The organism is Alteracholeplasma palmae J233 (assembly GCF_000968055.1).
Taxonomy (GTDB): Bacteria; Bacillota_I; Bacilli_A; order Acholeplasmatales; family Acholeplasmataceae; genus Alteracholeplasma; species Alteracholeplasma palmae.
Window position 1 is genome coordinate 431,189 of sequence record NC_022538.1, and the last position, 13,258, is coordinate 444,446.

The 13,258-nt window shown below is 28.8% G+C and carries 12 protein-coding genes and 3 tRNA genes; 12 read left to right on the top strand and 3 right to left on the bottom strand.

From position 1 onward, the window contains the following. The first annotated feature begins 57 nt into the window (after window positions 1-57). The 4 genes from rlmN to BN854_RS02090 all read left to right on the top strand — a co-directional run bounded on the left by rlmN (window position 58) and on the right by BN854_RS02090 (window position 3,369). Window positions 58-1,074, top strand: a complete 1,017-nt coding sequence (gene rlmN, locus BN854_RS02075) for a dual-specificity RNA methyltransferase RlmN (protein WP_026656948.1) — start codon at window positions 58-60, stop codon at window positions 1,072-1,074. A 14-nt stretch (window positions 1,075-1,088) separates the two neighbouring features. Next, on the top strand, window positions 1,089-2,042 hold the full coding sequence (gene rsgA, locus BN854_RS02080) for a ribosome small subunit-dependent GTPase A (RefSeq protein WP_026656956.1): 954 nt from the start codon (window positions 1,089-1,091) through the stop codon (window positions 2,040-2,042). 95 nt (window positions 2,043-2,137) lie between these two features. Further along, on the top strand, window positions 2,138-2,776 hold the full coding sequence (rpe, locus tag BN854_RS02085; protein ID WP_026656963.1) for a ribulose-phosphate 3-epimerase: 639 nt from the start codon (window positions 2,138-2,140) through the stop codon (window positions 2,774-2,776). Beyond that, window positions 2,764-3,369 (top strand): thiamine diphosphokinase, encoded by a 606-nt coding sequence (locus BN854_RS02090; protein WP_026656970.1) that lies wholly within the window; start codon window positions 2,764-2,766, stop codon window positions 3,367-3,369. Before rpe ends, BN854_RS02090 begins: the two co-directional genes overlap by 13 nt. Window positions 3,370-3,389: 20 nt before the next feature. On the opposite strand, the gene rpmB is transcribed toward BN854_RS02090, so the two are convergent. After that, the gene (rpmB, locus tag BN854_RS02095) at window positions 3,390-3,578 is read right to left on the bottom strand and encodes a 50S ribosomal protein L28 (RefSeq protein WP_026656977.1); all 189 of its coding nucleotides are present in this window, start codon (window positions 3,576-3,578) and stop codon (window positions 3,390-3,392) included. Between the two features lie 329 nt (window positions 3,579-3,907). Between rpmB and BN854_RS02100 the strand changes: the two genes are divergently transcribed. From BN854_RS02100 to BN854_RS02125, 6 genes are all read left to right on the top strand, one after another. Then, the gene (locus tag BN854_RS02100) at window positions 3,908-5,563 is read left to right on the top strand and encodes a DAK2 domain-containing protein (RefSeq protein WP_026656986.1); all 1,656 of its coding nucleotides are present in this window, start codon (window positions 3,908-3,910) and stop codon (window positions 5,561-5,563) included. 48 nt (window positions 5,564-5,611) lie between these two features. Beyond that, window positions 5,612-5,697 (top strand) — tRNA-Leu (locus tag BN854_RS02105). Between the two features lie 214 nt (window positions 5,698-5,911). Continuing rightward, window positions 5,912-7,702: an ABC transporter ATP-binding protein gene (locus BN854_RS02110; RefSeq protein WP_026656995.1), complete on the top strand. Its 1,791-nt coding sequence runs from the start codon at window positions 5,912-5,914 to the stop codon at window positions 7,700-7,702. Then, window positions 7,695-9,476, top strand: a complete 1,782-nt coding sequence (locus BN854_RS02115) for an ABC transporter ATP-binding protein (protein ID WP_026656997.1) — start codon at window positions 7,695-7,697, stop codon at window positions 9,474-9,476. The genes BN854_RS02110 and BN854_RS02115 overlap by 8 nt, the downstream gene beginning before the upstream one ends. Window positions 9,477-9,589: 113 nt before the next feature. Beyond that, on the top strand, window positions 9,590-10,138 hold the full coding sequence (locus BN854_RS02120) for a DUF402 domain-containing protein (protein ID WP_026656998.1): 549 nt from the start codon (window positions 9,590-9,592) through the stop codon (window positions 10,136-10,138). Beyond that, entirely contained in the window at window positions 10,135-11,106 is a 972-nt protein-coding gene (locus BN854_RS02125) for an aromatic acid exporter family protein (protein WP_026656999.1), read from the top strand. The genes BN854_RS02120 and BN854_RS02125 overlap by 4 nt, the downstream gene beginning before the upstream one ends. A gap of 38 nt (window positions 11,107-11,144) precedes the next feature. On the opposite strand, the gene BN854_RS02130 is transcribed toward BN854_RS02125, so the two are convergent. Next, a tRNA-Gly gene (locus tag BN854_RS02130) sits at window positions 11,145-11,219 on the bottom strand. Window positions 11,220-11,319: 100 nt separating this feature from the next. Here BN854_RS02130 and BN854_RS02135 point away from each other — a divergent pair. Both BN854_RS02135 and BN854_RS02140 read left to right on the top strand, forming a co-directional pair. Continuing rightward, entirely contained in the window at window positions 11,320-12,462 is a 1,143-nt protein-coding gene (locus tag BN854_RS02135) for a site-2 protease family protein (protein WP_026657000.1), read from the top strand. Beyond that, on the top strand, window positions 12,452-13,009 hold the full coding sequence (locus BN854_RS02140; RefSeq protein WP_026657001.1) for a DNA-3-methyladenine glycosylase I: 558 nt from the start codon (window positions 12,452-12,454) through the stop codon (window positions 13,007-13,009). Before BN854_RS02135 ends, BN854_RS02140 begins: the two co-directional genes overlap by 11 nt. Before the next feature lie 93 nt (window positions 13,010-13,102). Here BN854_RS02140 and BN854_RS02145 read toward each other — a convergent pair. Continuing rightward, window positions 13,103-13,176, bottom strand: a tRNA-Thr gene (locus BN854_RS02145). Window positions 13,177-13,258 lie beyond the last annotated feature (82 nt).

Genomic DNA, 13,258 nt, shown 5'->3' on the forward strand with positions numbered 1-13,258 from the left:
CAAAGTGGAAAGAAAAATAAAAATATAGTATAATGTTAAAGGAAGAGATGTGAGACGATGTTAATTTATGGATTAACTTATGAAAAAATAGAAAATTTTTTGCTTGAAAATGAAATAAAATCATATAGAGCAATGCAAATATGGGAATGGCTATATAGACAAAAAGTGTCTAGTTTTGATGAAATGGCTAATTTACCTAAAGATTTAATTGAGCTGCTTAAAGCTAATTTTACTTTTGATGCACTTGAAACAGTATTAGCTAACAAGAGTGAAGATGGAACAATTAAGTATTTATATGGACTAAAAGATGAACATTTAATAGAAACAGTTTTAATGAATCATAATTATGGTAGAAGTATATGTGTGACAACCCAAGTTGGATGTAACATAGGGTGCAGTTTTTGTGCCTCAGGCGTTTTAAAGAAAAAACGTGATTTGACTGCTGGTGAGATTGTTGCTCAAATTGTTAAAACAGAAAAAGCAGCAAAAGAACGTATATCCTCTATAGTTGTTATGGGAATTGGTGAACCTTTTGATAACTTTAATAATTTGAAAGACTTTTTAAGTATTGTAAATCATCCAAAAGGTTTAGCAATTGGGGCAAGACACATTACAGTTTCAACAAGTGGATTAGTTCCAAAAATAAAAGAATTTGCTCATTTAGAAGGACAATTTAACCTAGCAATTAGTTTACATGCTCCAAATGATGAAGTAAGATCTAGTTTAATGCAAATTAATAAGAGATTCCCAATTAATGAAGTGATTGGGGCAATTAAATACTATATCTCTGTAACTAATAGAAGAGTAACAATCGAATATATCTTGATTCAAGAAGTAAATGATTCAGTAGAACATGCAAAAGAACTTGCTGCACTATTAAAAGGAATGAATGTGTATGTCAATCTAATTCCTTATAATGCTGTAAAAGAAGCGGATTATGTACGTTCTGAATTACCAAGAAGAGAAGCCTTCTATGAAGTGCTTAAAAACAATCGAATTCAAGTAACATTAAGAAAAGAACAAGGTCATGATATTAACGCTGCTTGTGGTCAATTAAGAAGTCAACACTTATAAAAAAGGAGAATACTTTGAAAAAAGCCTTCATTACAAAATTAATAGCTGGACAATATGTTATCAAAGACGTTGAAACTAAAGAAATTTATGATGCTAAAGCACGCGGGAAACTACGTGCTTTAAGACTAGAACAAGATAGTAGTTTTTTAAAGCAAAATACTAAGAAAACTAAAAAAGATATCAAGGTAACTCAAGTTAGTCCCAAGGTAGGCGATTATGTATACTATGAAAAAATAGATGATAAATATATGATTGATTCTATTTTACCTAGAGAAAATGAACTGATTAGACCAGACGTAGCTAATATTGATCAAGTTTTATTAGTCTTTTCTGTTATAAAACCAGAATTTAGTTTTAACTTGTTAGATAAATTTTTACTTATTTTAGAACAAAATAAACTATCTGTCATATTAGTAGTTTCTAAAATTGATTTAATTGATGAAAAAGAATTGAATGAGTTAAAAGACAAACTAAAATACTATGAAAAATTGTATCCAATTTATTATATTAACAGTAAACAAAAAATAGGATTTGATGTTCTTACTAATATCTTCAAAGATAAACTAACAGTTCTAGCAGGGCAAACTGGAGTAGGCAAGTCAACCTTGATGAATGCATTATTACCAGAATTAAATTTAAAAACACAAGAAATATCTGAAGCATTAGGTAGAGGGAAACATACAACAAGACACTCTGAACTTTATGAGTTTAACGATGGTTATATAGCTGATACACCAGGCTTTTCTAAATTAGAATTAGCTTTTTTCTACCCTGAAGATATTAAAGAGTTTTATCCTGATTTTATGAAATTATCAGATAATTGTAAATTTGGCAATAAGTGCGTACATATTAATGAGCCTAGTTGTGGTGTTAAGATGGCTTTAGAGAAAAATGAAATACCAAAAGAAAGATACGATAATTACGTTGCTTTCTATACTGAAATAAAAAATCAAAAAGATAAATACTAGACAACCTTGAAAAAGGTTGTTTCTTTTTATAGTTAGCCTTTACTAAAAAACATATTGTGATAAAATAAACTTAGCATAAGAAAGAAGGAAAGTGTATGAAAATAGCACCATCAATATTAACAGCTGACTTTACAAAATTAAAAAAGGAATTAGAAACAATTGAAACTGCAGATTATATTCACGTAGATATTATGGATGGCAATTTTGTACCAAATATATCATTTGGCCCAGCAATTACAAAGCAAATAAGCCAAAATACAAAGAATTTACTAGACATTCATTTAATGGTTTTAGATCCTTTAAAATGGATTGATGGATTTACCTTTTCTAATACAGAGTACATCACAGTACACTATGAATCTAATAATTTAGATGAAACAATCAAAAAAATAAAACAAAATAAAGTAAAAGTGGGTATTAGTATTAAACCTGAAACTGATAAAGAAGTCTTACTTCCATACTTAAAAGATATTGATTTAGTATTAGTAATGAGTGTAGAACCTGGTTTTGGAGGACAAAAATTCATGGCTTCATCACTTGATAAAATGCAATACTTTAGTGAACTTAAAAAGAAAAATAATTATAACTACGAAATAGAAGTTGATGGTGGAGTTAATTTAGAAACAGGACTATTATGTGCTAAAAATGGAGCTACCATTTTAGTTGCAGGAAGTTATTTATTCAATATGGAAGATAGAAAAAAAGGAATTGAGGGGTTAGCATGCTTAAAATAGTTTATGTTATTGCCCCACCGATAGATTTTGATTTACACAAAATAGTCACTAAAAATAGTTTTGTGATAGCAGTTGATAGTGCAGTAGAAGCTGTCATAAGCCAAAATATACCCATTGATTTAGCAGTGGGTGATTTTGATTCGCTTAAAGATAAGGGTTTATTAGAAGGGCTTAATGTCATCAAACTGAATGAAGAAAAAGATGATACTGATACTGCAGTTGCCCTAAATGAAGCATATAAAAAAGAAGCTGATTATGTTTATTTAGTAGGGGGTATCAATGGAGATAGAGCAGAACATATGATTGCTAATATATTTTTATTAGAAAAATACCCTAAACTAGAAATTAAAAATGATCATATGAGAATAAAAAAACTTCCCGCAGGAAGCTATGATTTATCTTTTAAAGGTTATATTTCATTATTTGGATTTCCATCAGCAGTCCTTTCACTAGAAGGCTTTAAATACCCTTTAAATCGCTATAAAATGGATTTTGCTGACCCAGTAGGAATAAGCAATGAACTTAATGATTATAAAGGGAAAATAACTATTCTTGAAGGATCAGTAATTGTTATCTTATCAAAAAAAGCATAAAAAAAAGGCATTAGCCTCTTTTATGCACGTTCAAGATTTAATTTCTTTAAAGCTCTTGCAGAGATTTTTACTTTTTTAACTTGACCGTTTTCATCAACTATACGGACTGTTTGTAAATTTGCTTTCCATACACGACGAGATGCGTTTAACGCGTGACTACGTTTGTTACCAAATGTAGTAGTTTTTCCGGTTACGTAACATTTAGCCATAATATCACTCCTTTTAGACCATATATAATTTAACATATTTTATTTAAAAAAGCAAACAAATAATATGATAAAGTGCACAAAAATAAAAAATACAAAATATTTGATAAAGCATAAAAAATATAAAAAAAAGATAAAAAAACAAAATATGGTATAATATATGCGTAATGTATAGGTAATTTGAGTTTAAAAGTAACTCTATATATTGAAAAATAGATACAAAGATGCTATACTTATAAAAGTAAAATTGACTTATCGGCTTTATACCAAAAACTAATTAACAAATAAATTTATGTTACATCGCTAATATAAATTTGGGAGGAAAATTATCAATGTCTAATAAAAAAGTTAGTGGTAACTTATTCAAAAAAATGGTTACTAACGGGGCAATTCACTTAAAAAACAACCATAAAGAAGTAGATCATTTAAACGTATTTCCAGTACCAGATGGTGATACAGGAACAAATATGCAAATGACAATGATGGCAGGTGTTAAAGAAGTAAATACACTTGAATCAGAATCTATTGTAGATGTATCAAAAATTTTATCTAGAGGATTATTAATGGGAGCTAGAGGTAACTCTGGTGTTATTCTTTCACAATTCTTTAGAGGTGTGTACTCAGAGTTGAGTAAGATTGATAATGGGGCAGTAGATCCTAAACAATTTATTCAATCACTTGTTGGTGGATATCAAATGGCATATCGTGCTGTTATGGATCCAGTTGAAGGAACAATTTTAACAGTTGTTCGTGAATCAGCAGAAAGAGTTTTAAAGGAACAATCAAACTTAAACTCTATTGAAGAAGTTTTAAAAGTATATTTAGCACAAGCTAAAGAAACTTTAATTAAAACACCTGAATTATTACCAGTCTTAAAAGAAGCTGGAGTAGTTGATAGCGGTGGTGCCGGTTTTATTAAGATTATAGAAGGTATGTTAATGGCTCTTGAAGGAAATATTCTTTCAGAAGAAGAATTAGCTGCAGTGTCTAATCTACCAAAAAACGAATTTGAAGGTGCTCATAACCTTGGTGATATCGATATTAAATATGGATACTGTACAGAATTTATTGTTCAATTATTTAATAAAGATGAATTTGAAATAGAACAAATTAGAACTCCTCTTGGACAAATGGGTGATTCTATGGTTGTAGTTGCTGATGATGACTTATTAAAAGTACATGTTCATACTAATCAACCAGGAGTTGCGTTAACATTAGCTCAAAAATATGGAGAATTAAAAACTATAAAAGTTGAAAACATGAGAACTCAACATAGTAACATTATGGGTGGATCACATGATCACAATCATGAACAAGATAAACCTAAGTCTAAGTATGCCTTAATTGCAGTAGCATCTGGAGAAGGTATTCAAACTGCTTTAAAAGAATTAGGTGTAGACCATATTATTGATGGTGGACAAACAATGAATCCATCAACTGAAGCATTTGTGAATGCTGTAAAACAATTAAATGCTGAAAATGTAATTATTTTACCAAATAACTCAAATGTCATTTTATCTGCTGAACAAGCACTAGATTTATGCCCTGAATGCAATATTAGAGTTTTAAGAACAAAGAGTGTTGCACAAGGATATGCATCATTAATGGCTTTTGATCCAACAGTAGAATTAGATGATAATATTGAAGCAATGGCTGAAGTAGTATCAGAAATGAGATCTGGTGAAGTTACTTACGCTGTTCGTGATACAGAAATGAATGGAGTATCTATTAAAGAAGGAGATTATATTGGTATTTCTAAGAGTAAAATCATAGTTGCTGATAAAAATCGCTTTGAAACTACTTCAACTTTATTAAAAGATATGATTTCTGAAAATAGCGAAATTGTTACTGTATTCTATGGTAATGATGTTAATGAAGAAGAATTAGAAAAAGTAGTTGACTTTATTAGTTCAACATACCCAGATTTAGATGTTGAAACTGTTGAAGGTAAACAAGATATATATTCATATATCATCGCAGTTGAATAAAAAATATAATTAAATCAATTTAAAAGGTGATTGATTCACCTTTTTTTAGCGGTCGTGGTGGAATGGTAGACACGCTACTTTGAGGGGGTAGTGGGAGTAATCCCGTGTGAGTTCAAATCTCATCGTCCGCACCATTAATTAAATATAAAATAATTAAAAAGTTTGTATTCAATCAAACTTTTTTGTTTTTAATAAACCTAAAGTATTTTATAAAAACAAGTGTAAGCATTAAAGGTTAAGTGAACCTTAAATATAAGAATACAAGACTAAATAACTTGTAAAACAAGTTATATTACTTTATAATAAATTATTGTGAAGAATTAATTTAGATTTAAAAGGAGAAAATTTATGCTAAGAGTACTTAAAGAAGTTAAACTTAGAGATTGGATAACTATCCTAGTCAGTATAGGATTCATTACTCTTCAAGTTTGGTTAGAATTAACAATTCCTGACTATATGAATAATATTATTAAAGAAATTAATAAAGGTCAAGGAAACGGAAGTATTGGATCAATTTGGCAAAACGGAGGGTTAATGTTGGCATTAACACTTGCGAGCTTACTTGCCTCAGTTGTTACTGGATATATTGCTGCTAGAGTCGCAGCTAATGTTTCTATGAATATTAGAGGTGCAGTCTTTAATAAAGTAGAGTCATTTTCTATGGACGAGATATCTAAATTTTCAACACCGAGCTTAATTACTAGAACAACAAACGATGTTACCCAAGTTCAAATGTTGTTTACAATGGGACTTCAAGTATTCTTTAAAGCACCTATTACTGCTATTTGGGCAATTAGTAAGATATATGGAAAAAATTATGCTAGTCTTACAATTTTAGTAGGATCAATTATTGCATTCTTAATAGTATTCGTATTAGTAATTGTGTTAGCAGTATTGCCTAAATTTAAGAAAGTTCAAGCATTAACTGATAACTTAAACAATGTTACAAGAGAAAACTTGACAGGATTAAGAGTAGTTAGGGCATATAATGCTGAGGATTATGAAGAAGAAAAATTTAATCAAGCAAATGATAAACTAATGAAAAATTACCTATTCACAAATACTTTTTTATCGTTTATTAATCCTGTTTTAATTGTTGCAATCAATTTCTTATCACTAGGTATTTATTACTTAGGTGCTCATATCATTAATGGTATGCCAGGCGAAACCATTGGAGATTTTGTTGGTAGAGGAAATACACTAGCAGATATTATGGTCTTTATGTCTTATGCAATGCAAGTAGTTATGTCATTCTTAATGCTTGTTATGATTTTATTTATTTTACCTAGAGCAATCGTTTCTTCTAAGCGTATTAAAGAAATATTAGATACTGATAATAAAATAAAAGATGGTGGTTTAACTGCTTTAGATGGAAAAGATTTAGGAACAGTAGAGTTTAGAAATGTAAGTTTTAAATATCCGGATGCGGAAGAATATGTCTTAGAAAACATTAACTTTAAAGCTAATCGTGGTGATACGATTGCCTTTATTGGTTCTACAGGATCAGGAAAATCAACTTTAATTAACTTAATCCCTAGATTTTATGATATTACCGAAGGTGAAGTATTAGTTAATGGTAATGATGTTAGAGACTATAAAGTTAATGAACTTAGAAACATGTTAGGCTATGTACCACAAAAAGGTGTTTTATTTAGTGGAAGTGTAAAAGAAAATATTAACTTTGGAGAAAATGGATTTATTGGTAATGTAGATGAACAACTAGATAAAGCACTTGAAATAGCACAAGCTAAATCATTTGTTGATAAGATGGATGATAAAGTTGATTCACACATCGCACAAGGCGGTAAGAACGTCTCTGGTGGACAAAAACAAAGACTATCTATTGCAAGAGCGGTATACAAAAATCCTCTTATTTACATATTTGATGACTCTTTTTCAGCTTTGGACTATAAAACAGATAAAATTTTAAGAAAAGAATTAAGTTTGAAAACTGATCATGCAACATCTTTAATAGTTGCACAACGTATTGGTACAATTAAAAATGCTAACCAAATCATTGTTTTAGAAGAAGGAAAAGTAGTAGGACAAGGAACTCATAATGAATTAATGAAAACTTGTGAAGTATATCAAGAAATCGCCTATTCACAATTATCAAAGGAGGAATTAAGCAATGACTAAGAACAAAGAAACTAAGCTTAAAAAACCTTCAAATAAGGGATTTTCTAAATTTATAAAAATTCTTAAACCTTACACTTTACCGATTGTGATTGCACTATTACTAGCAGTATTTAGTACGATTGTTGTAGTGTTAAGTCCTGAATTTATTAAAAAAATAACAGAAATCTTATCAACATCAATTATGACAGGCACAAAAACAGTTGATATTGAAGAAATTACAAGAATTGCAATTATGCTAGGTATAGCTTATTTAATTGGAGCACTATTTTCATATACACAAGGAATGATCATGAATTTAGTCACACAAAAAGTAGCATTTAAACTTAGAACTGAAATATCAGGAAAAATTAATAAACTTCCTTTTAGTTACTTTGATAATGTCAATTATGGAGATGTATTAAGTAGAGTAACAAATGATGTTGACTTAATTGCACAAACATTAAATCAAAATATCGTTCCTATGATTTCTGCAATCTTACAAATTATTTTAGTAGTAGTATTCATGTTTATTAATAGCTGGTTACTAACGTTAGCCGCAATATTTTCAACATTAATTGGATTTTTCTTAATGGGGATTATTATGGCACGCTCACAAAAGTATTTTAAAGAACAACAAAAAAATATGGGTGAACTAAATGGACATATAGAAGAAATCTATAGTGGTCACCAAGTAGTTCAAGCTTTTAACGGACAACAAACTGCTAAAAATAAATTTAATAAATTAAATACAGACTTGAAATCAAGTGCATTCAAATCACAATTTATATCAGGGCTTATGATGCCCATCATGTCATTTGTAGGTAATTTCGGGTATGTTGTTGTAACAGTGCTTGGAGCTTGGCTTGTTTTTAGAGGAGACCTTAGTTTAGGCGTTATTTCGGCATTTATGATCTATATTAGATTATTTACTAACCCACTAGGTCAAATTGCTCAAGCAGCAACTAACCTCCAACAAACATCAGCAGCATCCGCTAGAGTTTTTGATTTTATGGATGAAAAAGAATTAGAACCTGAAAGAGAAAACACTCAAATTGTTTCTAATGTTAAAGGAAACGTTGAATTTAAAAATGTTAAATTTGGATATGATAAAGAAAAAACAATTATTAATAATTTCTCTGCTAAAATTAAATCAGGACAAAAAGTTGCTATCGTAGGACCTACAGGTGCAGGTAAAACAACGCTTGTTAACTTGTTGATGAGATTCTATGAAATAGATTCTGGAGAAATTACAATTGATGGTATCTCAATAAAAGATATGACAAGAAAAACAGTACATAGTTTATTTGCGATGGTTTTACAAGACACATGGATTTTTGATGGAACTATTAGAGATAATATTGTCTTTAATCATAAAAATGTTAGTTATGAAGATTTGAAAGCTGTTAGTAAAGCAGCAAGTATTCACCATTATATTAAAACACTGCCAAAAGGTTATGACACAATAATGGATGAAACAACTTCTCTATCATCAGGGCAAAGACAACTTATTACAATTGCTCGTGCAATGCTTCTTGATGCACCGATGCTTATTTTAGATGAGGCAACATCTAATGTAGATACTAGAACTGAAATTGCTATCCAAAGAGCAATGGATAAACTAATGGAAAAAAGAACAAGTTTTGTCATTGCACATAGATTATCAACAATTAAGAATGCTGATTTAATTCTTGTAATGAACCAAGGTGATATAGTTGAAAGTGGAACACACGAACAACTGATTGAACAAAAAGGATTTTACGAAGAACTTTACAATAGTCAATTTGAAGAAAATTAATAAAATGAGTAGGATTATGATAAATAATCCTATTTTTTTATGTTTTAAATCAAACTTTCCATGAAAATAAGCTATTGCATGTTATAATTAATCTAAACATAGAGGTGAGGAACATGTCATTAAAAAGAGGAATGAAGGTTCAAATTCATAGTTATAAACATGATCGCTCATTACATAGAGTTTGGGAAACTGCGACTGTTTTATCATTTGATGAAGATACAATGATAACAGCTAATAAAAACACAAAAGTAATTGAGCATAACGGTAGAAGATGGTATACAAAAGAACCAGCTATTTGTTTTTTCTATGAAGAATATTGGTTTAATGTCATTGCTATGCTAAAAAAAGATGGTATCTATTATTACTGTAATTTATCTAGTCCGTATGTTTATGATAATGAGGCAATAAAATACATTGACTATGATCTAGATGTTAAAGTCTTTCCTGATGGAAAAATGATTGTTTTAGATGAAGCAGAGTATGAACAGCATAGTAGTAGAATGTGTTATCCAGAAGATATAAAAGAGATTATTGATCAACAAATGATTGTCTTACAAGAAAAGATTAAAAACAAACAAGAACCATTTAATGAAGAATATATTAAAATATATGCAAAACAATATCAAGATATACTCAAAAAAAATAAGGTGAAAAATAAATGAATAGAAAAATCCAACTAGCTATTCAAATGATTATAGCTGGGATTATTACGACTTTAGTTGCCTACTTTTTATCTTTAAATTACTGGCAAACATCAGGGGTTATCTCCATATTGTCAATTAATATGACAAGACAAGATTCATTAAAAGTAGCTTTTAAAAGAACAGTTGATGTAACAATTGCACTCCTTTTATCTACACTTCTTTTCTATCTTATAGGTTATAATTTATATGTTTATTTAGGATTTTTAGTTATTTTTATTTTTGGATCATGGCTTTTAAATTTATCTGAAGGTATTGTAGTTAGCATTGTTTTAGTTATACATATCCTTAGTAGGGGTGAGTTTGATGGTTCTCTTTTATTAAATGAATTTAGTATTTTTATATTAGCGTTAATCATCGCACTAGCAGTTAATATTTTATATCCAAATGTTAATGAGAAAAAATTAGAAAAAAATGTAGTTTTAATTGATCAATATATTCAAGAACATACATTTATGCTTTCTTTATTATTAAACGATTTAACGGGATATAAGGATTATAAAAAGCACTATTTTAATATTTTAAATTTGATAGAGCCTATTTTAAAAGAGGCTGATTTATTAAAAAAAGATCAAGTACTGAATAAAGATTTTAAGTATGCAGACTATCTTTATATGAGAAAAGCTCAATTAACATCATTAAATAGAATGTATGACTTAACTTTAAAAATAAAATCAGAAGAAACGATAACAAAAGAAATATCAGAGTTTATTCAACAATTATGCTTTGACATAGGAAAAGATAATAAAGCGTCATTTCAATTAAGTAAACTAGCAGAATATAGAAAAGAATTAGAAAAAACAGCTTTACCTAAAACACGTAATGAATTTGAAACTAGAGCCGTTCTTTATCAAATACTCAATGAACTAGAAAACTTCTTATTTGAAAAACAACAATATCATGAAAAATATGAAAAAAAAGGACAATAACAATTGTCCTTTACCAGTTAATAACATAAGTTTTAAAATGGAGCGGGCGAGCGGGATCGAACCGCCGTCTAAGCCTTGGCAAGGCCTTGTAATAACCATTATACGACGCCCGCGGTTCTCATGCTTATTTATAATAACAAAAAAAAATGACTATGTCAATAGAATATGTGTTAAAATTGTATAAAAGTTAATTAGAATTTTTAAGAGGTCAAAATGAAAAAATACCAACTACCAATTTTTATTATAATAATGTTTGTTATAGGCGTTATAGTAGGCTTTTTATCTTACCACGGATATTTATTAAAGTTTTTTACAGCACTTAGTAATTTTCAATGGTACTATATAATTCTTTGTTTTTTACTAGGTGTTTTTATAAATATCGGAGCCCATGAGTTAGGACATTTAATTGTATTAAAGAAAAATGGAATTTCAATCAGAGCTATATTTGTATTATTTTTAACAGTTACTAAATTAAAAAGATGGAAAATAGGTATTTACCCTAAATTATCAATATTATTAGGCGGGATGGTTATTCCTAATATTCCTTTAATCAAAACAGAAGAAGATTACAATCATTTGATAACAAGATTTGCAAAAGGAATTAAAGCTGGTCCTATTGCAAGTAAATTCTTTTGTCTATTTAGTATAATTTTATTTATTTTTTCAATGATTTTGAATAGTAGTACGTTTATAGCAATATCTTTTTACCTAATGATTTTAACAATTATAATAACATATTTAGTGCTAATGGCATCTAAAGTGTCATATGAAGGGCTATATGGGGATTTTGTTGCCTATGATAAACTCACTAAGGATAGTAGATTTGCCCTTGTATATATCTTGCAAAGTGCAGAAACAAGCGACTATGAAAAAGAGAATAAGCAATTTTTATGGCATAAGGTAGTTGAACAATTAAATAGCACAACTGAAATTTATACTCAAGCAGGTCAAGAACTCATAAACTTTTATTTGGATGAAGTAGTTTTCTATAAAAAAGAAAGTATAGAAACAGTTGATGAAAGAATCAAAAGGGTTTACCAATATCTAGATATTCAAAAAGAAGAACATTTTATTCTTGCTCACATGCTTATGTATTTTTATTATATAAAAAATTATAATGAATCCTTTTTTGAAGTTGAAAAAATAATTAATAAATTTAATAGTGACAAGATAGAAAGAAAAGTATTAATATTTTGGGAAGAAAGAACAAAATATTTATTTAATGTGACAAGAGATGAAGCGTATAAGAAACGTGTTTATGATGCATATAAAATGAATTGGATATTAAAACCATTAAAAATAGAGTCATTAATAGAAATACCTTTAATAAAAGAGGTGAAACCAGATGAAAACTAGATGTGATTGGGCTAATAGTAACGAACTTGAAAAATTATATCATGATAATGAATGGGGAAAACCTACCTATGATGACCATAAACTGTTTGAATTTATTATATTAGAGGGCCAACAAGCGGGATTAAGTTGGGATATAATTTTAAAAAGAAGAGAAAAATTAAGAGAAGCATATTTAGATTTTAATCCACATTTGCTAAAAGACATCACAGATGCAGAATTAGAAAAGTATCTAAAAGATGATAGAGTGATTAAGAATAAATTAAAAATTCATGCAGTTAGAGAAAATGCTAAAGCTTTTTTAAAGATTGTTGATGAATTTGGATCATTTTCTAATTATATTTGGGCATACTTTAATCACCAACCCATTGTTAATCACTGGAAAAATATTAAAGAAGTCCCAGCAACCACCCCTTTATCAGATCTAATTAGTAAAGATTTGAAAAAAAGAGGATTTAAATTTATAGGATCAACTATCATCTATTCTTTTATGCAGGCATGTGGTATGGTAAATGATCATGTTGAAACTTGTTATTTACATCAAAAATAAAAAAAGATACACACAGGCATAATTAGACAAAAATCTAAAGCTGGTTATGTGCATCTTTATTATTTTAAAAGCAGTAGTATTTTAAATAATTAATGGTGCCCCCAACGAGAATCGAACTTGTATTTCAAGCTTACCATGCTTGCGTTTTGCCATTAAACTATAGGGGCAGCAACGCTATTATACCTAAGAAGCTCAGTGTTTTCAATAGATAAAGTAAATAAAAGATTGTAATTAGCATTTAAATAGCGT